Source organism: Nonomuraea sp. NPDC048916, from assembly GCF_040649575.1.
Lineage (GTDB): Bacteria > Actinomycetota > Actinomycetes > Streptosporangiales > Streptosporangiaceae > Nonomuraea.
Map to the genome: position 1 here is coordinate 13,459 of NZ_JBEZFS010000001.1, position 25,080 is coordinate 38,538.

Annotated in this window: 25 protein-coding genes; 10 read left to right on the plus strand and 15 right to left on the minus strand. The window is 70.5% G+C overall.

Going from position 1 to position 25,080, the window contains the following annotated elements; translation table 11 throughout:
• Positions 1 to 397: 397 nt before the first annotated feature.
• Positions 398 to 1,123, minus strand: a complete 726-nt coding sequence (locus AB0C16_RS00090) for a hypothetical protein (protein ID WP_357677139.1) — start codon at positions 1,121 to 1,123, stop codon at positions 398 to 400.
• Positions 1,124 to 1,341: 218 nt separating this feature from the next.
• On the opposite strand from AB0C16_RS00090, the gene AB0C16_RS00095 reads away from it, so the two are divergent.
• Positions 1,342 to 2,121, plus strand: coding sequence for a L,D-transpeptidase (locus tag AB0C16_RS00095; protein ID WP_357677141.1), 780 nt, complete (start codon positions 1,342 to 1,344; stop codon positions 2,119 to 2,121).
• A 431-nt stretch (positions 2,122 to 2,552) separates the two neighbouring features.
• Positions 2,553 to 2,912: a hypothetical protein gene (locus tag AB0C16_RS00100; RefSeq protein ID WP_357677143.1), complete on the plus strand. Its 360-nt coding sequence runs from the start codon at positions 2,553 to 2,555 to the stop codon at positions 2,910 to 2,912.
• Positions 2,913 to 3,362: 450 nt separating this feature from the next.
• On the opposite strand, the gene AB0C16_RS00105 is transcribed toward AB0C16_RS00100, so the two are convergent.
• The 8 genes from AB0C16_RS00105 to AB0C16_RS00140 all read right to left on the minus strand — a co-directional run bounded on the left by AB0C16_RS00105 (position 3,363) and on the right by AB0C16_RS00140 (position 11,784).
• A complete protein-coding gene (locus AB0C16_RS00105) occupies positions 3,363 to 3,770 on the minus strand; it encodes a DUF1761 domain-containing protein (RefSeq protein WP_357677145.1) in 408 nt (135 codons plus the stop codon).
• Positions 3,763 to 4,452 (minus strand): hypothetical protein, encoded by a 690-nt coding sequence (locus AB0C16_RS00110; protein ID WP_357677147.1) that lies wholly within the window; start codon positions 4,450 to 4,452, stop codon positions 3,763 to 3,765. The genes AB0C16_RS00105 and AB0C16_RS00110 overlap by 8 nt, the downstream gene beginning before the upstream one ends.
• 639 nt (positions 4,453 to 5,091) lie before the next feature.
• On the minus strand, positions 5,092 to 6,030 hold the full coding sequence (locus AB0C16_RS00115; RefSeq protein ID WP_357677149.1) for a MerR family transcriptional regulator: 939 nt from the start codon (positions 6,028 to 6,030) through the stop codon (positions 5,092 to 5,094).
• Between the two features lie 218 nt (positions 6,031 to 6,248).
• Complete coding sequence (locus tag AB0C16_RS00120; RefSeq protein WP_357677151.1) at positions 6,249 to 7,214, minus strand: hypothetical protein; 966 nt, start codon at positions 7,212 to 7,214, stop codon at positions 6,249 to 6,251.
• The gene (locus AB0C16_RS00125) at positions 7,211 to 7,723 is read right to left on the minus strand and encodes an RNA polymerase sigma factor (RefSeq protein ID WP_357677153.1); all 513 of its coding nucleotides are present in this window, start codon (positions 7,721 to 7,723) and stop codon (positions 7,211 to 7,213) included. Before AB0C16_RS00125 ends, AB0C16_RS00120 begins: the two co-directional genes overlap by 4 nt.
• Before the next feature lie 348 nt (positions 7,724 to 8,071).
• Positions 8,072 to 8,944, minus strand: a complete 873-nt coding sequence (locus AB0C16_RS00130; protein WP_357677155.1) for an SPFH domain-containing protein — start codon at positions 8,942 to 8,944, stop codon at positions 8,072 to 8,074.
• A 406-nt stretch (positions 8,945 to 9,350) separates the two neighbouring features.
• Positions 9,351 to 10,529 (minus strand): pyridoxal-phosphate dependent enzyme, encoded by a 1,179-nt coding sequence (locus tag AB0C16_RS00135; RefSeq protein ID WP_357677157.1) that lies wholly within the window; start codon positions 10,527 to 10,529, stop codon positions 9,351 to 9,353.
• A 172-nt stretch (positions 10,530 to 10,701) separates the two neighbouring features.
• Positions 10,702 to 11,784, minus strand: coding sequence for a hypothetical protein (locus AB0C16_RS00140; protein WP_357677159.1), 1,083 nt, complete (start codon positions 11,782 to 11,784; stop codon positions 10,702 to 10,704).
• Between the two features lie 128 nt (positions 11,785 to 11,912).
• Between AB0C16_RS00140 and AB0C16_RS00145 the strand changes: the two genes are divergently transcribed.
• From AB0C16_RS00145 to AB0C16_RS00170, 6 genes are all read left to right on the plus strand, one after another.
• Complete coding sequence (locus AB0C16_RS00145) at positions 11,913 to 12,482, plus strand: MarR family transcriptional regulator (protein WP_357677161.1); 570 nt, start codon at positions 11,913 to 11,915, stop codon at positions 12,480 to 12,482.
• On the plus strand, positions 12,479 to 13,513 hold the full coding sequence (locus tag AB0C16_RS00150; RefSeq protein WP_357677163.1) for an amidohydrolase family protein: 1,035 nt from the start codon (positions 12,479 to 12,481) through the stop codon (positions 13,511 to 13,513). The genes AB0C16_RS00145 and AB0C16_RS00150 overlap by 4 nt, the downstream gene beginning before the upstream one ends.
• An 86-nt stretch (positions 13,514 to 13,599) precedes the next feature.
• The gene (locus AB0C16_RS00155; protein WP_357677165.1) at positions 13,600 to 14,406 is read left to right on the plus strand and encodes a fumarylacetoacetate hydrolase family protein; all 807 of its coding nucleotides are present in this window, start codon (positions 13,600 to 13,602) and stop codon (positions 14,404 to 14,406) included.
• Positions 14,403 to 15,200: a fumarylacetoacetate hydrolase family protein gene (locus AB0C16_RS00160; RefSeq protein ID WP_357677167.1), complete on the plus strand. Its 798-nt coding sequence runs from the start codon at positions 14,403 to 14,405 to the stop codon at positions 15,198 to 15,200. The genes AB0C16_RS00155 and AB0C16_RS00160 overlap by 4 nt, the downstream gene beginning before the upstream one ends.
• Positions 15,187 to 15,384: a tautomerase family protein gene (locus tag AB0C16_RS00165; RefSeq protein ID WP_357677169.1), complete on the plus strand. Its 198-nt coding sequence runs from the start codon at positions 15,187 to 15,189 to the stop codon at positions 15,382 to 15,384. Before AB0C16_RS00160 ends, AB0C16_RS00165 begins: the two co-directional genes overlap by 14 nt.
• Positions 15,381 to 16,808: an aldehyde dehydrogenase gene (locus tag AB0C16_RS00170; RefSeq protein WP_357677171.1), complete on the plus strand. Its 1,428-nt coding sequence runs from the start codon at positions 15,381 to 15,383 to the stop codon at positions 16,806 to 16,808. Before AB0C16_RS00165 ends, AB0C16_RS00170 begins: the two co-directional genes overlap by 4 nt.
• A 112-nt stretch (positions 16,809 to 16,920) precedes the next feature.
• Here the strand turns inward: AB0C16_RS00170 and AB0C16_RS00175 are convergent, their stop codons facing one another.
• A complete protein-coding gene (locus AB0C16_RS00175) occupies positions 16,921 to 18,453 on the minus strand; it encodes an MDR family MFS transporter (protein WP_357677173.1) in 1,533 nt (510 codons plus the stop codon).
• A 152-nt stretch (positions 18,454 to 18,605) separates the two neighbouring features.
• Between AB0C16_RS00175 and AB0C16_RS00180 the strand changes: the two genes are divergently transcribed.
• Positions 18,606 to 19,199 carry a TetR family transcriptional regulator gene (locus tag AB0C16_RS00180; protein WP_357677175.1) on the plus strand — a complete coding sequence of 198 codons (594 nt, stop codon included), beginning with the start codon at positions 18,606 to 18,608 and terminating at the stop codon, positions 19,197 to 19,199.
• Positions 19,200 to 19,248: 49 nt separating this feature from the next.
• Here the strand turns inward: AB0C16_RS00180 and AB0C16_RS00185 are convergent, their stop codons facing one another.
• Both AB0C16_RS00185 and AB0C16_RS00190 read right to left on the minus strand, forming a co-directional pair.
• Positions 19,249 to 19,788, minus strand: coding sequence for a cupin (locus tag AB0C16_RS00185; RefSeq protein WP_357677177.1), 540 nt, complete (start codon positions 19,786 to 19,788; stop codon positions 19,249 to 19,251).
• 50 nt (positions 19,789 to 19,838) lie between these two features.
• Positions 19,839 to 20,417, minus strand: a complete 579-nt coding sequence (locus AB0C16_RS00190; RefSeq protein WP_357677179.1) for a DUF305 domain-containing protein — start codon at positions 20,415 to 20,417, stop codon at positions 19,839 to 19,841.
• A gap of 197 nt (positions 20,418 to 20,614) precedes the next feature.
• On the opposite strand from AB0C16_RS00190, the gene AB0C16_RS00195 reads away from it, so the two are divergent.
• Positions 20,615 to 21,739 (plus strand): hypothetical protein, encoded by a 1,125-nt coding sequence (locus AB0C16_RS00195; RefSeq protein WP_357677181.1) that lies wholly within the window; start codon positions 20,615 to 20,617, stop codon positions 21,737 to 21,739.
• 13 nt (positions 21,740 to 21,752) lie between these two features.
• Here AB0C16_RS00195 and AB0C16_RS00200 read toward each other — a convergent pair whose 3' ends face one another.
• The 3 genes from AB0C16_RS00200 to AB0C16_RS00210 are packed head-to-tail and all read right to left on the minus strand — an operon-like array spanning position 21,753 to position 25,061.
• A complete protein-coding gene (locus AB0C16_RS00200) occupies positions 21,753 to 22,766 on the minus strand; it encodes an alcohol dehydrogenase catalytic domain-containing protein (protein WP_357677183.1) in 1,014 nt (337 codons plus the stop codon).
• A 4-nt stretch (positions 22,767 to 22,770) separates the two neighbouring features.
• Entirely contained in the window at positions 22,771 to 24,321 is a 1,551-nt protein-coding gene (paaZ, locus tag AB0C16_RS00205) for a phenylacetic acid degradation bifunctional protein PaaZ (protein ID WP_357677185.1), read from the minus strand.
• Positions 24,318 to 25,061: an enoyl-CoA hydratase/isomerase family protein gene (locus AB0C16_RS00210; protein WP_357677186.1), complete on the minus strand. Its 744-nt coding sequence runs from the start codon at positions 25,059 to 25,061 to the stop codon at positions 24,318 to 24,320. The genes paaZ and AB0C16_RS00210 overlap by 4 nt, the downstream gene beginning before the upstream one ends.
• Positions 25,062 to 25,080 lie beyond the last annotated feature (19 nt).

The following is a 25,080-nucleotide window of genomic DNA, read 5'->3' on the forward strand; positions in this document are numbered from 1 at the left end:
CTGGATCGGCAGCGAGGAGGTCTATCCTGTCCGCGTCGAATGGGGCAGGGGCATCGGTTCTGCCGTGCTGAGCAGGTTGCTGGAATGGTGCGACCGCGAAGACGCCGTGGTTCGATTGAACGTGCTGCAGGGCAGTCCGGCTCGCCGGCTGGACGAGCGGGACGGGTTCATGGTCGAAACCGAGGACGAGGTGGACGTGTTCATGGTGCGCCACCCGTCTTCGCCTGGCGATGGGGATCACTCGGCGGGGACCAGGCCGGGTGGGTCGTCCTCGTCATCATCGCCTGCCCGCTCCGACTTGCTCACGGATCCGCTGCGCATGCTCGTTTGGAGCTGAGAAGACGACGGAGGGCCCGGATCGCGTTGATCCGGGCCCTCCGTCGTTCGGTGTCGCCTGTCAGCCGGTGACCGGGATGTTGGTCTTCACCGGCGTCGGGGTGGGCGCGGGCTTGCGCTCCTCCTGCGTCAGCGTGACGTTCTCGTCCCACTCAAGCCAGTCGTGGGTCACCGTGCCGTGATCACCCTTACCAGGGTGGGTGGGGGTCGGCGTGTTGCTCGGCGTCGGCGTCGAGGTGGGCGTCCGCGTGGGAGTGGAGGTCACCGTGGGCGTGGAAGTCGGCGTGTTGCTCGGCGTCGGCGTCGCGGTGGGCGTCTGCGTGGGAGTGGGCGTCACCGTGGGCGTGGGGGTCACCGTGGGCGTGGAAGTCGGAGTGGGCGTCGGGGTGGGCGTGGGCTCACACTCGACCCAGAACACCTTCTGCTTGGCCGCGCCGTTCTTCCCCGCGAAGGTCCAGAACAGCTTGTAGTGCCCGTTCGGCAGGGTCATGTCGACGGTACGGCCATGCCCGTCCCCATCGAGCACGAGAGCGCCGCTCTTCACGGTGGTCGTGTCGCCCGTGGGCGGCCAGGACTTGATCTCCCAGCTCACCTGCTCGGCCGCGTCGAAGTTGAACCCGACCAGATAGAACACGCAGACGCGCGGCTCGTTGCGCTGGTCGTCCTCCGGCGTCGTCCACTTGTGGATCTTGACGTCGCCATTGTCGCCGGGCGGCTTCCCCTGGAAGGCTCCAGCTGAGGCCGTATTGGAGATGGCCAGCACCGCGAACGCTGCCACGACGAGCATGAATGCCGCTGTTGCCCAGCGACGGACTGAAGAGAGTCTGGGGGGTGTCACGACCGCACCTCGGGATGTATGAGAGAGCTTGAGCCTCACCAGGCTCATCTGTGTAAAAATGGCACATCCGCTGGCCAAGGGTCTTCGAACGTTCCAAACCGTTATCTAGCGGGGCCAGATGGTTACACACTCGTGTCGTATGTGCCATAGAACATCAGGAGCCGATCGTGCCGCTCGATGCCCCCTGCCGACTCATCGGTGCCGCGCTCGTCGCCATGAGCCTCGTCGCCTCGACCCCCGCCGGCGTCGCCGCGTCGCCCGTCACCCTCGCCGCCGGCGCCTCGGCCACGGCGAGCGCACTCCCCAAGGCCACCACGTTCACGGAGTTGAGCGGCCTCCCGCAGGACACTGACGCGTACGGCAAGCTGAGCGGCATCGTGGTTCACCCCGCACGCACGGTGGCCGTCTACGCCCTGCCTGGCGGCAAGCCCGCGGCCACCCTCCCGGCGAAGCAGCTCGGCAGCCAGACCTGGGTGCCGGTGGTGGAGGCGCGCAAGGGCTGGTACCGCGTGCTCCTGCCCAGCAAGCCCAACCACGTGACCGGCTGGATCAAGGCCAAGGGCCTGACGAAGGCGCGCAGCCGCTACCGCGCCGTCGTGAAACTGGGCACCAGGCAGCTGACCGTGATGAACGGGAGCAAGAAGCTCGGCACCTGGACGGTGGCAGTCGGCGGCCCTGAGACGCCCACCCCGGTGGGCAGGACCTTCCTGCTGGCCCTGATGTCGCCGAAGAAGAAGACCTACAGCCCGCTGATCCTGCCGCTCGGCACGCACTCGGCGACGCTCGACACCTTCGGCGGCGGTCCCGGCACGGTCGCCTTCCACGGCTGGCCGGACCGGAAGGTGTTCGGCAAGGCGGTCACGCACGGCTGCATCAGGGTGCCTGCTCGCGCGCTCAAGGTGCTGGCAGGACTCCCTCTGGGGACTCCGGTTCTGATCACTCCCTGAGGATGAGCGCGACGGCCAACGGGCCCTCGCCATGCACCAACGTGAGCTTGTCCTGTGCCGGGAAGAGGCGACGGCGGCTTCGGCGACGAGCAGGACGCTCGCGGTCGTGGGGTGCCGGATCCAGCGGTCAGAGCGCGTGTCACTCTCTGACCGGTTGAAGTCACCCTCCGACACAGCCAGGGCGTAGGTGACCGGAGGCAGGACCCTTCATGGAGAGCGCTCTGTCTCCGGGATGCTCGAAAGACCGCACCGGCAACCTCACTACCAGGCAACCCGAGGTCCACTCCTGGTGATCGCTGCAGTTCCCAAGCTGACGGCGCGGGTTCGATTCCCGTTACCCGCTTTGCCTGTTTTAAAACGTTTGTACTTATGGGGCGGCTGATGCGAGACTTACCCGGTTTACGAAGGTGGCGTCACCCCCTGGAGGAATCGTGCGCCGAGCCGCCATGACTTTACTCGCGCTGATCGCTGCGACCGCCGCTACGATCGCGACGACCCAGCCGGTCAACGCTCAGGTCTACAACACCTGCCGCCCCGACTACTGGACGAACAAGTGCGCCAGTGGCTACACGCCCGCGAACCACACCCTTAATCGAGTATGGATCGGGATCGACAGCACCAGCATCGTGGACTGGGAGGTGTGGGACAGGGAGACGGGGGCTCGCGTCGGATCAGGACGGGTGTCGCCGGACAAACAATTCCGTCACGGGATCTACGGACTGTACGGCAACAAGTACCAGCTGGTCATGAAGGGGTCCTGGGGCAACTACGGCTTCATCTGCGACTGCTAGAGCGTTTTGACGGGAGACTTCGCCGCAGCGGGAGTCGCGTCGGCAGTGCCCGAACTCCTGCCGGTCCGGGCGGCGGAGAACGGCTCCGAACGATCCTGGAAAACGTTCGGAGCCTGGCTAAGACAGCACGACTGAAGGCCCGGGTCAGGATGTGAATCCCGATCCGGGCCTTGATCGTTTCTCATGGTCGCGACGGCCAGGTGCCCGGCGGTCTGGCGGTCTGGCGCATGCCCAGCAGGCCCGCAACGAGCAACGGCGTGGCCAGCAGCAGCTGCGGGCGCCTCTTGAGAGACTGCATGAGCCGATGGTCCTCGATCGACGGCCGGCAGCCATCGTGCGTGGGAAGACTCCTGTGGCTACCGCAGCGAGCGCATGTTCGTATGGATCTACGTCGCCGAGAGCATTCACCGTTAGACCCGGAGGACGAGGCGGCTCGCAGGTCCAATCGGGCTACCGCCAGACGCCGACGATCGTGCCGAGCAGCAGCAGTTTCACCAGCCAGTCTCCGGCGTGGATCGCCGCGAGGCGCCAGGGGGTCTGCTCATGGACGATGGCGCCGGCCCACAGCACGGCCGGAAAGCCGATCCACAGGAGCAGCCCCAGCACCAGGCCACCGATCCAGGTGTCGATCCGGGCCTGCACGGCGAGGCCGGTCACCACGCCGGCCAGCACGAGGCAGCGGACGACCTCGACCGCGAGCGTCCACGATGATGGCTTGGCCGGTGAAGCGTCCGCTGGGGCGGCAACCTCCGCACGCGCTGCCGCCAACCTCCCACTCAGGATGCCGTAGTAGAGCGCGCCCACCGCGAACGTCACGACGGTCGCAATCGGAACGAGGAGGAACGTGGACTCAGGCATCGACGCCCTCGCTCTCCAATGCCGACGTCAGCATGGCCATCCGCTGACGCCACCACTGCCTCGCCTTCTCGGCCTCGTCGGCGTCCGCGAGTCGTACATGCTCGACCGTTACGGTGCTGCGGCCGTCACCTTTCGCTACGAACGTCACGTTGACCCGGGTTCCGTCCTCACCCCAGTCGAAACGCGCCGACCGGGGCCTGGTGGCCGTGCGCTGCCGCAGCCGCGCGTCGGGCAGCCACAGGCGGCGCTCGGCCTCGTCGACGAAGGCGGTGAAGAGCCGGTCGACGGGAGCACCCACGGTCCGCGACACGCTGATCGCGAACCCGTCCGATCGCTGGCCGACGGCACGTCCGCCGCGGACCCGCTCGTAGCTCACGGTCACCGCCTGCGCGGTCCACGCCAATGGAACGACACCCTGCGACTCGGCGACCCATCGGGCGATGTCTCGATGTGGTCGCCGCGCCATCCCGGCCGCGTCGAGCAGGTCGAACCACTCCTCCCAGCCACGCCCGGTCCGCTGCCGGATCGCTTCGTCGGAGGTCGCCAATGCGGGGGCCGCGCCGGCTTCGAGACCGTCCGGCGGGCGAGCCGCCAGCAGCGCGGCGCGCGCCGCGGTGTAGCTTTCGCCCGTCTTGGTCATCCGTGTCCGGACGAGCTGTTTGAACGACCGTCGCACAGTCACCGTCTGCTCCCATCCACGGCGGCGATCCGCGACTCACGCTCGCGCGACCCCGCCGGAAAGGGCGTACGCTGACCGGCGTCCCAAGGGCTCGAACCCCTTTTGCCCCCGCACAGCCGGTGGCGTGAGCACCGGAACCGGGAGTTGGGCGCAGGACGGCGCCACAAGCGAATCTACCCGGCGGGCTGATCGGCGTCCACCGTGGGCGCGGAGCTCTTCACTCATGTGCCGGCATGGTGCGGAATCGGTGCTCGCCGTGGTGGATGACCATTGACCGTCTGCCATCGCCCGTGCCGGCACCGGTCGCGACGGCAGGTCGAGTGCGCCCCACGGCCTTTCCGACGAGGCCTGGCGACGAACCGGAAATCTCATGTTCGAGGCCCAGGTTGGGGATGGATCCGACCTGGTCCTCAGTCGTCATGGAAGGTCGCCTGCGCGCATCCACTCGATCAGGTCCAGATATTCACGAGTGTTCCACAGATAGTTCTGCTGGAACTCCCCCGCATGATCTGACGCGGATCGCCTTTTCCGTTGAGCACGGTCGCCCCGTCCGTGGCCGAGTAGGAACTACCCGCGCCACACCGGCCCCGGTCGGTCCCCCAGGCGAGACCGATCCGGCGCTGCCCACGTGGCGACGGCCCGCTACGCCGGTATCCGGACGCGCAGGGCCTGGATGAACCAGTCGAGCACCGGTGTCAGATTCTCCGGGGCCGACCATCCGTTGATCACCGCGAGCAGCTGAAGGTACCGCTCCCTGCGAGGGTCGTTCGCGCTCTCCAGCCGGGCCAGCAGCCGGCGCCGAAGGCCGGCGTCGTCGGGACAGGCATAGACATGCGCGTATTGAGCCGTGACCGCCGCGACGACCGGATCGGCCTCGGCCGAGGCCGGATCGACGCCGGCCGTCAGGGCTGGCCCGACCTGGTCACGAACCATTGCGACAGAGTCTCGGCGCAGGGCCGCGGTGTCGCCCAGGGCACGCTCGGCCGCATGGTGCTCAGCCATGCGCCGCACGCCGGCGCGGAAATCGGGGTCCTGAGACAGTTCGGCCAACTCCACCCACGCCTCGACCTGCTCGGCCTCGGGATTGTCAGGCAGCTCGGGCGTCATCGAGCGCATGACTCCCACGAACTCGGGGTTGTCGCCCAGGTCACCGAAAGCGGTGTCGAGGAAATCGCCGATCAGACGCCGACGTGCGTCCTCGGAGAGCTTGGCCAGCTTGTGCATGAGATCCATCTCCTCAGGGGTGGACCCGCGTCTGGCCACCGTCGTCAGCACCGCACGCCGCAGGCGCAGCATTCGGATCTGCACTGCCAGTGCTTCGGCGTGCGCCGCGGCGACCTCGGTGAGCGAGATCTCCTGATCCAGGACCTTCCGGATCGTGGGAAGGTCCAGGCCCAGGTCGCGCAGTGTCCGCACGAGGTCCAAGCGCGCGACGGCGTCGATGCCGTAGAGGCGGTGGCCGGCCGGGCTTCGGTCGGCCGGCGGCACGATCCCGCGGTCGGAGTAGAACCGGATGGTCTTGACCGTCAGCCCGGTCCGCCGGGCCAGATCACCGATCGAGTAGAGCGTGCCGCCGTCCATACCCTCACCCTCGCGCCTCCCCTTACTGGAGACTCAACCCCACCCCCGTCGGCGGCAGACCGGTCGTGATCCTGGCCCCCACCGAGCTCTCAATCGGCGGGGAGCACGGATCCGGAGGGGCGGCCGAGGTTCCCGCCGGGAGGCCGCGGGCGGAGGTCGGGCCGGCCGGTTCGCACCGACCGTGAACTTCTGGACCCTCCGCACGGGAGGGTCCGTGGTCATTCCTTGATGATGTCGTCGCGAGGGCCGCCGTAGACGGGGTTCCTGTCGTAGCGCTTGTCGGTGACGAGCAGGCGGATCACTCCGTCCTCTCGGGTGGATTCCTCCGCTTCCCAGACGATCCAGTCATCCCCGACGGGGGTGTCCTGCGTGCGTAGTTCGCCGTAGCCGCCCGGGTTCCCGGGCGCGATTCCCATGATCAGGAATTTGACCTTCAGTCCGCGCTTCTCGAGCTCCGGCAGTACCTCGCCCACGGTCTTCTCGTCCACCCGGAGTCCGGCGAGTGTGCGGTCCTTGAGGGTCGCCACGCGGTAGGGCGGGTTCGTTTCGACCTTCCCCCTGGTGTCGTCGGGGACGAGGACGCAAGGCGCCACCGGCCCGGTCATGAGGATGGTGCTGGTGCTGCTGCCGCCTGGGCTGTCGGTGATGGTCCAGACGAAGGTCTGGCCGGGCCGGAAAAGCTTGGTGTCGATCCGCATCCGCCACCCGGGCCCCCGCGCCTCCCCTGGAATGTTCTCGGGCACGGAGTAGAGACCGGCGGGGATCTGTTCCACGTACGTCCCGCGCGGCTCCTGGCACTTCTGACCGTGGGGGGCGTGGTCGACGATGGCCGGGACGCCCAGGTCCCGCAACTGCCTCCGCAGCCCGGCGGCGTCGCTGAAGTCGCGGACCGTGACGTACACGATCCCGTTGGAGTCCTTGGTGACGGCGTACGAGGGTGTCACGCCGGAGCCGTCCTCCAGCAGGCTCGGGCCGACCACGATCCCCGTGGCGAGCACGGCCGCGGCCGTCAGTCCGAGGAGCAGCCTCCGGGGGCCGGACCGGCCGGCGTGACGCGTTGCGGCGATGGGGGCGCCGCGATCCTCGGCCAGGATCGCGGCCCGAAGCTCGCGCGCGCCAGGGCTGTGATCCGGCGCCCGCGGTGCGGGATCGATGGCCCTTACCAGGTTGTCGATGTCGTTCATGCTTCTCCCATCACGGGCGCCGGGAAGGACTGTTGCTGTAGCGACGCCGCCAGGCGTTTGCGGGCCCGGTGCAGGCGGGTGCGGGCGGCGACAGCCGTGCATCCCACGACGTTGGCGATCTGGTCGCCGGTCAATCCCTCCCAGCAGGCCAGTGCCAGCACCTCGCGATCCCGCTCGGGCAACGCGTCGAAGGCCGCGCGCACATGCCGCAGCTCGACCGGCGTCGTCGGCCGCTCGGTGGCCAGCTCGTCACGAAGCCGTTCGGCGAGCACGGCCCGGCGCGAGGCGCCGCGCTGCTGGTTGGCCAGCACGCGGCGGGCCACGCCGTAGAGCCACAGCAGCGCGCGTTCCCCCTCGGGGACGTCGCCGATGCGCCGCCACGCGGCGAGGAACGTTTCCGAGATGACGTCGGCGGTGTCGTCGGGGGAAGCGGTACGGCGGGCGGCGTACTGATATATCGCCGGGTAGTACGCGTCATAGACCGCTTCGAAGCGATCTCGCTCTGTCACAGGGTCTCCTAGCCGAAGGTGCCGGACATCTTGGTACATGTCCGGCACCCTGCGATCTGTTGCAGATCGCTGTGACCAGGTGGCGTGGCAACGGTCCTCGGTCCTCGGTCTCGTCCCGTACCGGTCACCAGATCGTCTCGACAACGAAGCCGGCCAGGCGGATCGTCACCGCGATCAGTACGGAAGGATGGGCCATGCCCGTGACGCGACGGGCGAGCGTGCCTTACCGCACCGGGGAGAGGCGGGCCCCCGCGGCCGGTGGGCGGGCCGGGGCAGTCGATGAAGCTCTTGAGCGGCCGGCCTCCGGCCGTCGGCGCCGCCCGCGTCGTGACCGATCGCGGGTCCGACTCAGTTGCCGCCGTTCTTGTTGGGCGTGATGTTGATCTGGCCGGTGTCGGAGACGATGATCTGGACGCGGCCGTCCTTGACGGCCTGCCACATGACCGCGCCCTGCGCGCCGAGCACGTCCCTCAGCGCCTTGATGGCCTCCAGCTCGGTGCGGGCCTTCTCGTTCTTCGCCTTCTGCGCGGTGTTCTCCTCCTGGGCCTGCTGGACGGCCGCCATCGCCTCACGCACCTTCAGCGGCGGCTGCGGCTGCTGGAGCGTGACCGAGAACTTGTCGAAGAACTCGGCACCGCCCTGCTCGCGCAGGAACAGCCCCATGTACTCGGCGACCTTCGCCTCCCACTGCTGCTTGGCCTGCGGGTCGAGGTAGGTCAGGTCGCGCCAGGCGAACTCCTTGCTGGCCGCGTCCAGGGCCCGGTCGAGCGGCTGGCCGATGTAGACGCTGAGCAGCTTGTTCCAGCCGGCGTCGGTGTAGGCCTGGTACTTAAGCCCGATCTGCTCGTGGAAGAGGCGCAACGTCTTGCAGTCGGCGGTGAGGGAGAACGTGGCGACGCCCGACACGCGCATCTCCAGCGGGTCCTTGGTCCACATCGTGAGCGGCCCGGCCTCGGCCGCCGGCTTCGTCTGGACCCCCGACGGGTCGTTGGGGTCGGCCGCGAACTCGAAGGTGCGCTGGCCGGCCGGGTAGACGTAGCCCTTGTCGCCCCAGCCGGACACATCGCGCACACCGGGCTCGACGCAGTTCTGGAAGGTGGTGTCGGAGAACATCCCCGCGTCGTAGACGATGCCTTTCTGGTCTGGTTCGGGGGTCGTTATCGAGCAACCGGTCACCAATAAGGCGGCGGCCAGCGACGCGACGGCGGTCCTGTGGTTCATCGAATCTCCTCTGTTTGCCGACGATCAAGCCATTCTCACGTGCGCCGTCGCGTGATCTGCTACAGCAGCCGTAGCTCATTGAGTGCTACGGCATGGTCACGTGATCGCCGCTGCTGTCACCTCGTTCCACCGCCGGTGACATTCGTGATGGGTCGGCGGCGTACGGATGGAGGGCGAGGTGTGCGGATCCGCGCGCAGGTCATCCGTCCGCCCTGGCGGCCTGTTCCTGCCGCCCAGGCCGTCCAGTACACAGGCTGAATGCGTAGAGTATCCAGATCGTGACGGATATAGAACAGTCCGTCCGGCTGAGCCGGGCCACCCCACGGGCGTGGGGAGCACGAGGCCGGTGCCGGGCGCTGGAGGACATGAACGGGTCACCCCCCACGGGCCCCGCTCCGCGTGTGGCTCAGGACATGAGGTCGTCCAGCGTCGGGTTCGCCAGCACGGGGTGCGGCTCGGCCCCGACTCCCACGTCCTTGAACCCAGCGGACGTCGCGACACACACCACGGGCCCGTCGAAGGAGCGCCCCAGCCTGCGGTACCCGGCCAGCCCGGCCGCGCCCGACAGCTCCTGCCACATCCCCCGCAGGGCCAGGTCTTGACGCGCCAGCCGCATCTCGTCGTCGGTCACGACCACCGCCTCGCCGCCGCTGTCCCGCACGGCCAGCACCCCCCGGTGCCCGCCGACCCCTCCGGCGATCCCGTGGGCGTCGCTGGCCCCGACTGTGACGATCGCGGCGGGCGCGCCCGTGGCCAGCGCCCGGGCGTGCGGCCCGCCGGCGGCCGCCTCGCAGGAGAACATCCGCGGCACGGAACCGGCCAGCCCCAGCGTGCGCAGCTCGGTGAAGCCCTTCCAGATCCCGTAGAGCAGCTCGGCGTAGCCGGTGGGCGAGAAGACGGCCGCGGGCACCGTGCCGAGCTGCAGGAACAGCTCGTACGCGATCGTCTTATACCCTTCGGGCCCGAACGGGTGCCCGGTGTGCGTCACGGTCTGGTTGCTGACCGGGTGATAGCCGAGCCGGTCCACGACCTCCCTGAGCAACGGCCAGCGCGCCTCGGTCGGCACGGAGAAGACCTTGGCCCCGTACGCGCGCACGAAGTCCTGCACGGCGGGCGGCGACTGCGCCGAGGACAACACGATGGCCGGCAGCCCGGCCCGCGCGGCGTAGGCGGCGGCCGACGCGCCGTGGTTGCCGGAGGAGGCCACGACCACGCCGGGCGCGCCGGAGGCGATCGCGGCGGAGACGGTGACCCGGTTGAGGCGGTCCTTGTGCGACCAGGTCGGGTTCTGCGACTCGTCCTTGACGTACACGCCGTCGAACTCGACCAGCGGCGTCCCGCCCTCTCCCAGCGTGGGCGCCGCCAGCGGCGGCAGCAGCGGCGACCACCGCGCGATGTCGGCCCCTGGCTCCTGCTCGAACAGGCCTTGGTCCACCCGGCCGTAGTCGTAGACGACGTCCAGCGGGTAGGCGATCTCGTCGGTGCTGGTCTTGGGGCAGCCTCGGGTCAGCGGCGGGAACAGCGGGAACTCGGTCGAGGGGTCGCCGAGCGAGCGCTGGCGGAGGGCAAGCGAGGGGCCGTTCACGTGCAGCGACCCTATCCGACGGGCGATGCCCGCAACAAAGAGTGATACCCGCACACTCCGGAGGTCCTCGCCTCCGAGCTCCTCAACGCGAGCAGCACCACCCGCCCGGAACGACGAAAGCCAGGTCAGGGGTTCTGATCTGGCTTTCGAGCTTTCAGAGGTAGGCGTCCGGCTACTTCGCCGTGGCGGTGGGGCCGTAGATCGCGAACACCTTGTTGGAGTTGAACACCGCGGTCTCCACGAACTCCGACCACACGGGCGCCGGGTGTCCGAGCTCTTCCATGGCGGCCACCAGCGGAAACCAGTTGAGGAGCTCCTGCTGGCCGGCCTCCTCGATCTCCCGCAGCGGGGTTTCGCGCCACGTCTCCAGGTCGCCCCCGGCCAGGGCCTGGTAGAGCCGTACGTCGCTCGGGGTGTCGGGGCGCAGCCGCCAGGTGCGGTCGCAGAGGAACGCGTGCGACCAGCTCGACGAGGCGACCAGGGCGATCCGCCACGGCGATTCGGCGCACAGCCGGGCCACCTCCGCGCCCACCCGCATGAGCCGCCGCGGCGTGGGGGACGGCGGGTCGAGCTCGCGCACGTCGTCGACCTCGCTCATGAACCCCCGGTAGCTGACGACCCGCCTGCCGTAGCAGTTGATGGGGAAGGGCACCACGGGGTAGTCGAAGCCGGTGCGGTGGTAGTCGAGGTAGAGGACGGCGTTGAGGAACGCGTGCGGCAGGCCGGGGTGATGCGCGGGCTTGTAGGCGTAGGCGACGTCGATCTCCCGCTCCAGCAGGCCGGAGGCGAGGTACTTCCCGATGTCCGGGCGGCCGTGGACCCGGAAGGTGGTGCTGTGGTCCTCGCCCCAGATGTTGGGCCGGTCGCGCATGTCCGACGAGCGGTCGGCGTGCGCCCAGGGCTTGAGGTCCATGGTCGGGTACGCCAGCACGGCGTAGGGCGGGATGATGTCCTCTCTGAAGTTCTCGTACTGGTCGTCGCCCCAGATGACCAGCGCGTCGGGGTTGAAGTCGTCGATGGCCGCGCGGACCTGCTCGAATCCCCTGACCAGGGCGGCGCGGTGCTCCTTGGCCGCCGCCCGGCCCTCGTCGTCCGCCCATTCGCGGCGGGCGAGCTCGGGCCAGTTGGCCACGTCCTTCTCCTCGGCGGGGATGCCCGGGTCGGTGAGGGTCCGCTGTAACAGGCCGGCCATGTTCTCGTCCAGCCCGCCGAACAGGGGATAGTGAGACAGGCCGACGCCCAGTACTTCTGCCATGACCGCTTCCTTCGCTGCAGACGCTGCGCCGTCGACGCCGTCGCCGACGCGGAGCCTCAAAATAGATGTGGTCCTGTATTATCGTCAACCATAAATATCTTGGATCCAAGTAACTGGCCGGGTCGCCGATGGAACCGACAAACGAGCTGGAGGCGGGCGTGTCCCACGACACCGATCCCGAGGAGTCGACGGTCGAGTGGCAGGTCGCCCGGACCCAGGCCGAGCACGGGCCCGACTTCGACCCCGACCTGCTGACGCTGACCCTCACCTTCTACCGCGCCATGTCGGCGTTCGACCGGGCGGGAGCGGCCGAGCTCGCCGTGCACGGGCTGTCGGTCAGCCAGTTCAACATCCTCAACGTGCTGCACCGGGCGGACCGGCCGCTGAACATGGGCGAGCTGGCACTGGCGATCTCCATCCGGCCGGCCAACCTGACGAGCGTCATCGACGGGCTGGTGCAGCGGTCCTTCGTGGAGCGGCGGATCAACCCCGACGACCGCCGCTCGTACCTCATCGCCAACACCGAGACGGGTGAGCGGTTCCTGGCGGAGTTCCTGCCGTCGCACTGGCGCTATCTCGAGGCGCTCATCTGGCGCCTGGACGGCGAGGACCGCCGCACGCTCACCGCGCTCCTGGCGAAACTGCGCGACTCCATCGAGACCGCCCGGGTCGACAAGGGACAGGTGGTGTCGACGTGAGCGGCGCCGGCCGGATCGACGTGCACGCGCACGGGATCCCGAAGGAGTTACCCGACCTGGCCGCGAGATACCCGGGAGCCTGGCCGAACATCCTGCCCACCGGGCCGCGCACGGCCGACCTCCGGCTCGGCGACACCTTCTTCCGGGCGATCGACGACCGGTGCTGGGACACCGCGCGGCGGCTGGAGGAGATGGACGCGGACGGCGTGTCCGCCCAGGTCGTGTCGCCGATTCCGGTGACTTTCGGCTACGGGCTGCCGGCCCGGGGCGCGGCCGAGCTGGCGCGCGTGCAGAACGCCTGGATCGCGGCGCTCGTCGACACGGCACCCGCACGCTTCGCCGGGCTCGGGACCGTCCCGCTCCAGGCGCCGGACGTCGCCGCCGCGATGGTCGCCGAGTGCGTGGCCGACCTGCGCCTGGCCGGCGTCGAGATCGGCACCAACGTCAACGGCGGCCCGCTCGACGACCCCTCGCTGGACGAGTTCTACTCCGCCTGCGCCGAGCACGGCGCGGTACTGCTCCTGCACCCCTGGCAGGTGCTGGGCGGTGACCGGCTCAGGGAGCACGGGCTGCTGTACGCGGTCGGCATGCCGGCCGAGACCGCCGCGGCGGCGGCCACCCTCATCCTGGGCGGGGTCCTCGACCGGCATCCCGGCCTGCGGATCGTCCTGTCCCACGGGGGCGGCGCGCTGCTGCCCCTGCTGCCGCGCCTCGAACGCTGCGTCGAGACGCTGCCCGGGGTGCGGCCCCCGAATCGGCCGGTGCGCGACTACCTGCGCCGTTTCTGGTACGACTCCCTGGTCTACGACCCGGCCACGCTGCGCGCGCTCGTCGAGACCGTCGGGGCCGATCGCGTCATGGTGGGCACCGACTATCCCTTCCCCATCGCCGAGCGCCCCGCCGGGACGGCCGTGCTGGACGCGGGCCTCGACCCCGAGGCGGAGCGCGCCATCCTCTCGGGCACCGCCGCCGGCCTCTTCGGACTGGCCCGGGGTGATGGCACCTTGATGTCCTCGCCACGCCCGAACTAGTATCTGCCCATAAATATCTTGGTCCGGGATAGTCATACTGCATGGCTTTCCGGGCCGCGCTCATCGCACGAACAGGTGGAGGGAATGTGGACCCTGGACGACGCGCGTCCGCCGCGGGTCTCCTGCTGGACGCGTACGCCTCCGGCAAGCCGATCGAGCCGTTATCCGAGACCTTCCAGGACCTGACGCTCGAGGACGCGTACGCGATCCAGCTACTCCAGATCCGGAGCCGGCTCGACGGCGGCGCCACGATCAAGGGACACAAGGTCGGCCTGACCAGCGTGGCGATGCAGCGCCAGATGGGGGTCGACCAGCCCGACTACGGCCACCTGCTCGACGACATGTTCCACTCCGAGTACGAGCCCATCCCGATCGGCGCCTACCTGCAGCCGCGCGTGGAGCCCGAGATCGCGTTCGTCCTCAGGAGCCCGTTGCGGGGTCCCGGGGTCACGACCGCCCAGGCCGCCGCCGCCGTCGACTTCGTGCTGCCGGCCATCGAGCTGATCGACAGCCGGATCCGCGACTGGCGGATCGGCCTCCTCGACACGATCGCGGACAACGCCTCCTCGGGCGGCGTCGTCCTGGGCCGGAACCCCACCCCTCTGAGCGAGGTGGACCTGCGGCTGAGCGGCTGCACGGTGCACGTCAACTCCCGGCTGGCCGCGACCGGGGCCGGCGGGGCGGTGCTCGGCTCGCCGCTGAACAGCCTGGTCTGGCTGGCGAACACCGTCGGGGCCCTCGGCGTCACCCTCGAAGCCGGTCACGTCATCCTCCCCGGGTCCGTCACCGCCGCCATCCCCGTGGCGGCGTCCGACGTCGTCAGCGTGAGGTTCGCCGGCCTGGGGTCGGTCAGCGCGCGGTTCGGCGCGGGAGAGGGCGGGGTGCCGCGATGAGCGCCTGGACCGTCGAGCGGGCGGCCATCGAGCTGCTCAGGTGCGAGGACGAGCGGACCGACCGAGAGCCGATCACCGACGAGTGGCCGAAGCTCGACGTCGCGACCGCGTACGCCGTCCAGGACGCGACGCTGAGACTCCGCCTCGAACGCGGGGAAAACCTGGTCGGCATCAAGCTGGGGCTGACGAGCCGGGCCAAGCAGGAGCGGATGGGGATCTCGTCGCCCCTGGTGGCCTGGCTGACCGACGCCATGGAGCTGCCCCCCGGAGATCCCGTCCCTCAGGACAGGCTGATCCATCCGCGCGTGGAGCCGGAGATCGTGTTCGTGATGGGCAGGCGGCTCGCCGGGCCCGGTGTGACCACCGCGACCGCACTGGCCGCCGTGGAGTCGGTCATGGGCGGGGCCGAGGTCATCGACAGCCGCTTCCGCGACTTCCGGTTCCGGCTCCCCGACGTGATCGCCGACAACGCCTCGTCGGCGGCCTACGTGACCGGATCGGTCGCGATGGACCCCCGGGAGCTGGACCTGAGCCTGGAGGCGGTGCTGGTGGAGGTCGACGGCCAGGTGGTCGACTCCGCCACCGGGGCCGCGGTGCAGGGGCATCCCGCGAGCGCGCTCGCCCTCGCGGCGAACGAGCTCGGGGCTCGCGGGCTCGCGATCGAGCCCGGGTGGATCGTGCTGACCGGCGGGATGACCGACGCGGTGTTCGCCCCGCCCGGCGCGTCCATCGCGTGCCACTTCACGCGTCTCGGTCCGGTATTCGTCTCAGGCGGTGCGCATGCCTCTCGTTGAAGTCACACTCACCCAGGGCCGGACGGCGGAGGGCATCCGCGCGCTGATCTCCAGCCTCACCGAGGCGGTGGTCAGCTCCATCGGCGCGCCCAAGGAGAGCGTGCGCGTCGTCGTACGGGAGGTTCCGGCCACCCACTGGGCCGCCGGTGACGTCACGATCGCGGAAAGGTCGGCAGCGGAATGACCGATTACTACGGGCACGTCATCGACGGCCGTGAAGTGGATTCGCTCGACGGCCGGCGGTTCGCGAGCGTCGATCCCTGGACCCGCGAGCCCTGGGCGGAGGCGGCCCTGGGCGATCCGGCCGACGCCGCCGTGGCGGTGGCCGCGGCCCGGCGGGCCTTCGACGAGGGGCCGTGGCCCCGGATGGGGTTCGCCGAACGCGGCAGGATCCTGCACCGGATCGCCGACCTGCTGGAGGAACGCCAGGCCGAGATCAGGCGGGCCGACACGCGTGACATGGGCAAGCCGGTCACCCAGAGCGGCCACGACGTGCAGCGGGCCGCCGCCAACTTCCGGTTCTTCGCCGACCACGCCCGCCTCTCGACCGGCCGGCTCCTCCCGATGGACTCCGGGCACCACGCCTACACGCGTTTCGAGCCGTCGGGGGTGACGGCGGCGATCGCGCCCTGGAACTTCCCGCTGATGCTGGAGAGCTGGAAGGTCGCTCCCGCTCTGGCCTGGGGCAACACCGTCGTCCTCAAACCGGCGGAGGACACTCCGGTCTCGGCGACGCTGCTGGGACGGCTCGCCCTGGAGGCCGGCATGCCGCCCGGCGTGCTCAACGTGGTGCACGGGTTCGGTCCGGAGTCCGTGGGTCAGGCGCTCACCGAGGACCCCCGGGTCGACCGCATCACCTTCACCGGCGAGTCGGCGACCGGCCGGGCCATCGCCGGGGCCGCGGCGGCCAACCTCACCCCGGTCAGCCTGGAGCTCGGCGGCAAGGGGGCGAACATCGTCTTCGCCGACGCCGACCTGGACAACGCCGTGCACTGGTCGATCGAGGCCATCTTCCGCAACGCCGGGCAGGTGTGCCTGGCCGGCAGCCGGCTGTTCGTGCAGCGCGCCGTCTACGACGAGTTCCTCGACCGCTTCGTCAAGAAGGCCGAGGCACTGGTCTGCGGCGACCCGTCCGATCCGGCCACCGAGCTCGGCCCGCTGGCCGGCGAGACGCACTTCGCCAAGGTCAGCTCGTACGTGACGGACGTCGGCGAGGGCACGATCCTGACCGGGGGGCTCGGCGAAGGCTGGGCGGTCAGGCCCACCGTGATCGTGGGCCTGCCGCCGTCCGCCCGGCACTGCCGGGAGGAGATCTTCGGGCCGGTCGTCGTCGTACAGCCCTTCGACACCGAGGACGAGGCCGTGGCCCTGGCCAACGGCACCCCTTACGGCCTCAACGCCATGCTCTTCACCGAGAACGTCAACCGGGCGCACCGCGTCTCGGCCGCGCTCAAGGCCGGCACGGTCTGGCTGAACTGCTTCTTCATCCGAGACCTGCGCGCTCCCTTCGGCGGCGTCGGCGACTCGGGCATCGGCCGCGAGGGCGGTGACTTCAGCCGGGAGTTCTTCACCGAGCCCAAGGCGGTCGTCATGCGGATATCGCACTGACGGGCACGCCGGGCACGCCGGGGGTCACGAGCTCCGGCTTCCGGCGGCGGAAAGCCAGGTGGAGACCGGCTCTCCGAGCTCGGGGGCCGATCTCCGGCCGAGGGCGGAAGACCTAGGTGGAGACCGGCTCTCCGGGCTCGGGGGCCGGCTCCAGGTCGACGCTGTCGCGAAGCCGGGTCGGCTTGAGGAAGAGGGTGGCGATGACGCCGAGGGCGGCGATGCCGGTGGAGACGAGGAAGATGTGCCCGGTGGCGTCGCCGTAGGCGGCGCGCACGACGGCCCTGACCGGCTCGGACATCTCCGCGAGGTTCAGGGTGCCGCTTCCCCCCGAGGCCGACGGCTTGACGCCGGCCTTGGCCAGTCCTTCGGCGATGCCGGCCGCGACCTGGTTGGCCAGGATCGCGCCGAGCACCGAGACGCCGATGGTGCCGCCGAGCGAGCGGAAGAACGTGATCGCGCCGCTGGCCGCGCCGAGCTCGCGCAGCGGGACGGTGTTCTGGATGGCCAGCACGAGGTTCTGCATGGACATGCCGACTCCGGTGCCGACCAGCAGCATCGCGGCGGCGACGAAGAGCAGCGGCGTCTCGTGGTCCAGCGTGGACAGCCCGAGGAAGCCGATGGTGAGCACGACGGCGCCGGTGACGATGTAGGGCTTGACGTTGCCACTCTTGGAGATCATGCGGCCGGAGATCGTCGAGGAGAACAGCACGCCGATCATCATGGGCATGGTGAGGAGCCCGGCCTCGGTCGGGCTGTAGCCGCGGCCGATCTGGAAGTACTGGCCGAGGAAGACCGCGCCGCCGAACATGGCCATGCCGACCGCGAGACTGGCCAGGATGGCCAGGGCGGGGGTGCGGCGGCGGATGACGTGCAGCGGCACGACCGGCTCGGCGACCCGCGTCTCCACCCAGGTGGCCAGCACCAGGATCAGCGCGCCGCCGCCGGCCATGGCCGCGGTCTGCCAGGACAGCCAGTCGAAGGAGTTGCCCACGAAGGTCACCCAGATGAGCAGGACGCTGACGCCCAGGGCGATCAGGGTGGCGCCGACGTAGTCGATCTTGACCTCGGGGCGGCGCACGGTGACCACGTGCAGCGTCTTCTGCAGCAGCGCGAAGGCGATCACGGTGAACGGCACCGAGATGAAGAAGCACCAGCGCCAGCCCAGCCATGAGGTGTCGGCGATCAGCCCGCCGAGCAGCGGCCCGCCCACCGTGGCCACGGCCATGACGCCCCCGAGATAGCCGTTGTAGCGACCGCGCTCCCTGGGGCTGATCATCGCCGCGATGATGACCTGCACGAGCACCTGCAGGGCCCCCATCCCCAGCCCCTGCAGCGCCCGGAAGGCGATCAGCTGGCCGGTGTCCTGCGCGAACCCGCAGGCCACCGAGCTGACCATGAAGATCACGATGGACACCTGGAGCAGCAGCTTCTTGCTGAACAGGTCGGCCAGCTTGCCCCAGATCGGCGTGGAGGCCGTCGAGGCGAGCAGCGAGGCGGTGACCACCCACGTGTATTGCGACTGTGTGCCGTCGAGCGCGCCGATGATCTGCGGCAACGCGACCGAGACGATCGTGGCGCTGATCATCGCCACGAACAGCACGAGCAACAGGCCGCTGAGAGCTTCGAGCACTTGCCGATGGGTCATCGGCTCAGAATGCGCGGCCGTGGCCGTGGGTGCGCTCACGCGTGTACTCCCCCTGGTGATCTACCTGAACGACAAGGGGTCAGCATATCTGCCCATTGGGAAACTTTGCGCATTGGGCATAAATCGCTACATGCCGGTAGACTAATACGATCATGGACATCCAGGTGGGGCTGCGCGAACGCAAGAAGGCCGAGACCCGGCAGGCCGTGCACGAGGCGGCGCTGCGGCTGACGGTCGAGCACGGCTTCGACGCCGTCACCGTAGAAGCCATCGCCGACGCGGCCAACATCTCCCGGCGCACCTTCTCCAACTACTTCGCCGGCAAAGAGGACGCGGTGCTCTACGGCGAGGAGGAGCTCATCCGGGTCCTGGTCGAACGGGTCCGCGCCCGGCCCGCCTCCGAACGTCCCTGGCAGGCCATGCGCGGCGCCATCCACGACGTCTACCGCGAGGTGGGCACTCCCGACCAGGGGTGGGCCGCGCGCACCCGGCTGGCCCGGAAACACCCCTCGCTCCTGGCCAGGCAACTAGCCAACCACGCGGCGCTCGAACGCGAGCTCGCCGAGGTCGTCACCGCACGCGCGGGGACAGGCGACACCGGCGGGATCCAGCCCCGCCTCATGGCCGCCGCCTTCCTGGTCACGCTGCGTGTCTCCACCCACCTCTGGATCGAGGAGCAGCAGGCACGCCCCCTGAACGAGGTCATGGACGAGTTCCTCGACCAGATGGCCCTGCCGTTCGCCTGAGGACGACACCCCGCCCTACGGGCCGGGGCTGGTCCGCCCTCGGCGTGACTCAGGAGCTCCGCCCCTCGCCCTCGTCGTACGCCTCCGGGGAGGTCGTCCCCACCGGGCCGACCCAGCGCAGATCCGGCAGGTTGACGACGATCGCCTCCTGGGTCGTACGCGCGATGACGACCACGGCCTCCTCGTCGGGATCGGGGTTCTCCTCGCGGTGCGGCACCCACGGCGGAACGTAGACGTAGTCGCCGGGGCCGGTGCGCAGCACGATCTCACGCGGCCCGCCCTCGCCGCCCTCGCCGGTCTCGTCGGTCTCGTCGGTCTCGTCGGTCTCGTCGGTCTCGTCGAGGAAGACGAACCGAGGGTGGCCGCTGACCACGTAGATGCCGGTCTCCGACCTGCCGTGGTGGTGGTTGGCGGAGGTGGTGGCCGGGGCGACGCGGGTCTCCCCCATCCACAGGCGCTCCGAGCCGACGGTCCGGCCGGACAGCGCCTCCAGCCGCCGCATGCCGCCGGTCTGCGCCGTGTCACCGGACAGCGATGTGCGCTTCACCTGGTGCAGGGCGCGGTGGAATCCGTCAGATGGTGTGGTCAAGCCGGCCTCCTTCGACAGCGTCCACCGTACGACGCCGGAGGCGGGTCAGGTCAGGCCAGCCGCTTGACGATTTCGGCGATCGTCGCCTTCTGCTCGGTGATCAGCTTGCCCGCGAGGTCGGCGGTCGGCTTGTGCGTGCCCATGGTCTGCACGGCCTGGGCCATCTCGACGCCGCTGTCGAGGTGCCTGGCCAGCAGGGTCAGCCACGTACGGTCGAACTCCGCGCCGGACTGCCCCTCCAGCACCGAGATCTGCGCCGCGGAGATCATGCCGGGCATGGCGTGCCCGTAGTCCGCGTCCTCCGGCGGCACCTGGGCCTGCCAGGACCGCAGCCACGACTCCATCAGCTCGATGTCGGCGCGCTCGTCGATGATCAGCTTCTCGCCGAGCTTCCGCACGTACGCGTTGGTGGTCCGGTCGGCCACCAGCTCGGCGATCCGGATGGTCTGCCGGTGATGAGGGATCATCTCCTGGGAGAACTGGACGTCGGGGTTCACCTCGGCCGCGACACCGGCGGCGGCGACGGGCTCCCCGCCGGCGGGCGCGCAGGCGGCCAGGACCGGGACGCACAGCGCCACGGCCACCACAGTCCACAGGATCTCCGGCAGCCGCCGCGCGCTCCACCGCATGATCGCCCCTCTCTGGCCGGCAAGGGCTGGTGATTACTGGGGGATACGCGGCATGGCGCGGGAAGGTTCAGACTCCGACACCGGGCAGACAACGGAAAACCCGTGGAGGATCCGTACGAAAGGGACGATGATGCTGAACAAGCGGATCACCGGGAGAGGTGGCTCCCGACGAGTGTTCCCCGCCGAAAGACAGGGCATTGACGGGTAATCGCGAAGACCTCACGCAGGCGGACCGAGTCCTCGAGATCGCCTGCGACGAGTCGGGCTCCGAGGGGCAGAAGCTCATCGGGGGCAACACCGACGTCTTCGCCCATGCCAGCGTGTCCCTGAGCACCGAGCTCGCGGCCCGGTGCATCCAGGAGACGCGCGACCGGGCGCCTTCGCCGACCGTGGAGTACAAGTCCGGCATCATCCAGCGCTCCAAGCACCGGGAGACGCTCACGTGGCTGCTCGGACCGCGAGGGCCGCTGCTCGGCCACGCGCACGTGCACCTGACCGACAAGACGTTCTACGTCGTCGGCAGGCTCGCCGACCTGGTCGTCGGGGAAATCCCCTACACGCCGGACATCGGCCTGCGCCAGGATCCAGCGGCCAGGGCCATGACCGTCCGCCTCTATCACGAGGGTCCGCTCGCGTTCGGGGCCGAGCAGTGGAACACCCTGCTGGGGGCGTTCAACGACCTGATGCGGGCCCGCAACAACCGGGGCGCGCCGGTGTCCGGCGACTCGTTCTTCGACCTGGTCGACGACCTGCGCCGGTCCGGCGCGCGGAGCCCGGCCGGCGAGACGGCGGAGCTGCTCTGGCGGGCCAGGCCCCGCGTGGACGCCTTCCGGGCGCACGTGCTCGCCAACCCGGGGATGATCCCGGCCCTCGACACCCTGATCCCGGCCATCGTCCGGGCGGTCGCCTACTGGGGTGAGGGCAGCAGGCCCGTCGCGGTCGTGCACGACAGGCAGACCCTGCTGACGGAAGAGCGCGTCGTCCAGCTCAAGGAGCTGTTCCACGCCCGTTCGCCTGGAGGCCGGCTGACGAGTCTGACGCTCGTCCACTCGCGCTGGGATCCGCGAGTCCAGGTGGCCGACCTGCTGGCCGGCGCGGCGCGGAAGATCGCGTCGGACGAGCTCAACGGCCGGGGCGACGCGGAGCTCACCGCGCTGCTGCGGCCGTACGTGGATTCGCTCTCGATCTGGGACGACGACCCGGGCCCGGGGGCACACTCCTTCCACCGAGGACAGTCCATCAAAGCGGAACCGGAGACGGACCGCGGACATCCCGCGCTCGCCCCGTTCGCCGACGGGGTGTGGACGGCCGGCGACAGATGACCGCGAACGGGCGTCAGCGGCGCGGGTCCACATGGATCTTGGGAGCGTCACCCCAGTCGGGCCGGCGCCGGCCGGCCAGGACGGCGGCCACCTCGTCCAGCGCGACCGTCGCGGCGACGAGCGGGCGCGGATCGACCGCGCCCGAAGCGTAGAGCTCGACGGTCTCGGCCAGGCCGGCGGAGGCGCCGAGCACGCCGACCACGGTGACGTCCTTGAGGGCGACGGCGCGGGAGTCGACCAGACTCGGCGTGCCGGCCAGCCCCACGAAGACCACCCGGCGGCCCGGCTCGACCAGGTCGACGGCGAGCGCGGGCAGGCCGGGCGCGTTGGAGGCGTCCACGACGGCGTCGTAGCGCAGGCCGGGCAGCGTCTCCCGGGTCCACACGTGCTCGAAGCCGATGGACCGGGCGAAGGCCAGAGAGCTCGCGGTCAGGCCGAGCAGGTGCACCTCGACGCCGCGGGCGGCGGCGATCTGGGCCACGAGCAGCCCGATCGTGCCGGGGCCGAGCACCAGCAGCCGCTCGCCGGCCGACAGCTCCGCGCTCCGCACGGCGCGCATCGCGTTGCCGCCCGGCTCGACGAGCGCGCCGAGTGCCGGGCCGACGGGCTCCGGCAGCGGGTGCAGCGCCGTCACGGGCACGGGCAGCCGCCCGGCCAGGGCGCCGGGCCGGCCGCCGCGGATGCCGATCTCGTACCGGTCGGCGCACACGTGCCCCCGTCCGGCGGCGCACCGGGCGCAGCGACCGCAGCCGAGCATGGTGTCGCCGGTGACGCGGCGGCCGAGCCAGGACGGGTCGACTCCGTCGCCGGTCGCGCACACGGCGCCGGCCCACTCGTGCCCGATCCGGAGGGGGTAGGCGGCCTGGCCGGTGTGCAGGTAGGACATCGTGCCGCTGAAGAGCTCCATGTCGGTGCCGCACACCCCGACCCGCTCGACGGCGACGATCACCTCGCCGGGGCGCGGCTCGGGCGGCTCGACCTCCCGCACGCCGGCCTCGCCGGGCGCGGTGATGACGAAGGCGCGCATGGGCCTATTCCGCGAGCAGCCGCAGGAAGTCGGGGTGTCCCTGTACGGCGGTGCGCTGCATGTAGTGCGTCAGCGCGCGCAGCCCGCCGAGCTCCTCTCCCCCGCCCGCGCGTCCCGGGCCGCCGTGCAGCATCTGCGGCATGGCCACGCCGTGGCCGGTGGACTCGGCCGCGTCGTCTCGGTCGAGGACGAGCAGCCGGCCGTGCCAGGGGGCGAGCCCGGCCACCAGGCGGGCCGCGACCTCCCGGTCATGCGTGACGATCGAGCCGGTCAGGCTGCCGTCGCCGAGCGCCGCCGCGCCGATGACCTCCTCCAGGCCGGTGTAGGGCAGCAGCGTGCTGACCGGACCGAACGCCTCGACCTCGTGGACCGCGCCGGCACGCGGGTCGTCGCAGCGGAGCAGCACCGGCGACAGGAAGGCGCCGCGTTCGGGGTCGGCCCCCGCCACCTCCACCCGGCCGGGGTCGCCGAAGACGAGCTTCGCTCCGGCGGAGAGCCTGCCGATCGCGGCCCGTACCTCCTCGCGCTGGGCGAGGGCGGCCAGCGGGCCCATGTCCGTGCCCGCCTCACCGGGGTGGCCGACGGTGACCCGGGAGAGCCGCGCCGAGACCGCGTCCGCGACGGCGTCGGCGAGCGGGGCGGGGACGAAGGCGCGCCGGATCGCGGTGCACTTCTGCCCGGCCTTGACGGTCATCTCGGTGACGAGCTGCTCGACGTACAGCTCGAACTCGGGGTCGCCGATCGACACGTCCGGACCGAGGACGGAGCAGTTGAGCGAGTCGGCCTCGGCGTTGAACGCGACCGAGCGGCCCGCGACGACCGGATGCGTGCGGAGCGCGAAGGCGGTGGCCGCCGACCCGGTGAAACCGAGAGTGTCCTGGGAGCCGAGGCCGTCGAGCAGCCCGGCGGGCCCGGCGCAGAGCAGCGACAGCGTGCCCTCGGGCAGCAGGCCGGACTCGACGACGCGCCGCACCACCAGCTCGGTCAGGTAGGACGTCTGGCTCGCCGGTTTGACCACCGACGGCATCCCGGCGAGGAACGCGGGCGCGAACTTCTCCAGCATGCCCCACACCGGGAAGTTGAAGGCGTTGACCTGCACGGCGGCGCCCGGCTTGGCGGTGAAGAGGTGGCGGCCGGCGAACGTGCCGCCCTTGCCGAGGGGTTCGAGGCCGCCGTCGGGCAGGGTGGTCGCGTCGGGCAGCTCGCGGGCGGCCCGGCTCGCGTAGACGGCCAGCGTGGCGATGCCGCCGTCGACGTCCACGGCGGTGTCGCGGCGGGTCGCGCCGGTGCGGGTGCTCAGCTCGGCGAACTCGTCGAGGTGGCCGGACAGGTGCCTGGCGAGCGCCTTGAGGATGGCCGCCCGCTGCTGGAACGTCAGCGCGCGCAGCGCCGGGCCGCCGACCTCGCGGGCGTGGGCGAGCATCCGCGCGGGATCGGGCCCCCTGGCCGGGATCGTGGCCACGGTCTCGCCGGTGGCCGCGTCGAGCAGCGGCCGGGACTCGCCGTCGCCGTCGTGCCAGGCGCCCTCGGTGTAGCTCTGCAGTGGTCGGGTCATCGGGATCTCCGCTCCAGGAACGCCGTCATGCGGGTGTGTTTGTCCTCGCCGTCGAACAGCAGCGCTTGCGCGGTGATGTCGAAGGTGGTGGTCGCCGGCCGCTGGCTGCGCAGCGCGAGCTTGGTGAGCTCCAGCGCCCGCCACGAGCGTTTGGCTATGACGCCGGCCAGGGCCCGGCCGCGCGCCTCCAGGTCGTCGGTGACCTCCTCGACCAGCCCGGCGGCCAGCGCCTCGGCGGCGGTGAGGCGTGCGCCGGTGTAGAGCATCCGGCGGGCGGTGCCGATGCCGACGAGCTGCGGCAGCCGCCAGTTGGCGCCCGCTCCGGCGAGGATGCCGAGGGAGAGCTCCGGCTGGGCGAACACCGCGTTGGGCGAGGCCAGCCGGAAGTCGCAGGCCAGCGCCAGCTCGCAGCCGCCGCCGAGGGCGGGGCCGTCGATCAGCGCCATCGTGGGCCACCGGTGCGCTTCGAGCCGTTCGAACAGCCCCGCGTTGATCGCCAGCAGCGCCGAGTCGGCGCCCCGCTCACGCAGCTCGGCGATGTCGGCCCCGGCCGCGAAGACGCCCGGCGTGGTGGAGTGGACGACCAGGATGCTCGGCTCGCGGCGGGCTTCGGCCAGCACCTCGTCGAGCTCGTCGACCATCGCCTGGTCGAGCGCGTTGTGCTTGGCGGGGCGGTCGAGGCCCACCCACCAGAGGTGCTCCTCCCGGCGGACGCGTACGTGACTCGTCGAAGGGCTCATCGAGGGCTCGCAGGACGAC

What these genes read in the sequence shown, in the direction of transcription:
- AB0C16_RS00145 (WP_357677161.1), top strand. Translation starts at nt 11,913, where the DNA reads ATGGAACCGACAAACGAGCTGGAGGCGGGCGTGTCCCACGACACCGAT.
- AB0C16_RS00105 (WP_357677145.1), bottom strand. Translation starts at nt 3,770, where the DNA reads ATGCCTGAGTCCACGTTCCTCCTCGTTCCGATTGCGACCGTCGTGACG.
- AB0C16_RS00090 (WP_357677139.1), bottom strand. Translation starts at nt 1,123, where the DNA reads ATGCTCGTCGTGGCAGCGTTCGCGGTGCTGGCCATCTCCAATACGGCC.
- AB0C16_RS00170 (WP_357677171.1), top strand. Translation starts at nt 15,381, where the DNA reads ATGACCGATTACTACGGGCACGTCATCGACGGCCGTGAAGTGGATTCG.
- AB0C16_RS00120 (WP_357677151.1), bottom strand. Translation starts at nt 7,214, where the DNA reads ATGAACGACATCGACAACCTGGTAAGGGCCATCGATCCCGCACCGCGG.
- AB0C16_RS00115 (WP_357677149.1), bottom strand. Translation starts at nt 6,030, where the DNA reads ATGGACGGCGGCACGCTCTACTCGATCGGTGATCTGGCCCGGCGGACC.
- AB0C16_RS00130 (WP_357677155.1), bottom strand. Translation starts at nt 8,944, where the DNA reads ATGAACCACAGGACCGCCGTCGCGTCGCTGGCCGCCGCCTTATTGGTG.
- AB0C16_RS00140 (WP_357677159.1), bottom strand. Translation starts at nt 11,784, where the DNA reads ATGGCAGAAGTACTGGGCGTCGGCCTGTCTCACTATCCCCTGTTCGGC.
- AB0C16_RS00190 (WP_357677179.1), bottom strand. Translation starts at nt 20,417, where the DNA reads ATGCGGTGGAGCGCGCGGCGGCTGCCGGAGATCCTGTGGACTGTGGTG.
- AB0C16_RS00210 (WP_357677186.1), bottom strand. Translation starts at nt 25,061, where the DNA reads ATGAGCCCTTCGACGAGTCACGTACGCGTCCGCCGGGAGGAGCACCTC.
- AB0C16_RS00160 (WP_357677167.1), top strand. Translation starts at nt 14,403, where the DNA reads ATGAGCGCCTGGACCGTCGAGCGGGCGGCCATCGAGCTGCTCAGGTGC.
- AB0C16_RS00165 (WP_357677169.1), top strand. Translation starts at nt 15,187, where the DNA reads ATGCCTCTCGTTGAAGTCACACTCACCCAGGGCCGGACGGCGGAGGGC.
- AB0C16_RS00180 (WP_357677175.1), top strand. Translation starts at nt 18,606, where the DNA reads ATGGACATCCAGGTGGGGCTGCGCGAACGCAAGAAGGCCGAGACCCGG.
- AB0C16_RS00175 (WP_357677173.1), bottom strand. Translation starts at nt 18,453, where the DNA reads ATGACCCATCGGCAAGTGCTCGAAGCTCTCAGCGGCCTGTTGCTCGTG.
- AB0C16_RS00200 (WP_357677183.1), bottom strand. Translation starts at nt 22,766, where the DNA reads ATGCGCGCCTTCGTCATCACCGCGCCCGGCGAGGCCGGCGTGCGGGAG.
- paaZ (WP_357677185.1), bottom strand. Translation starts at nt 24,321, where the DNA reads ATGACCCGACCACTGCAGAGCTACACCGAGGGCGCCTGGCACGACGGC.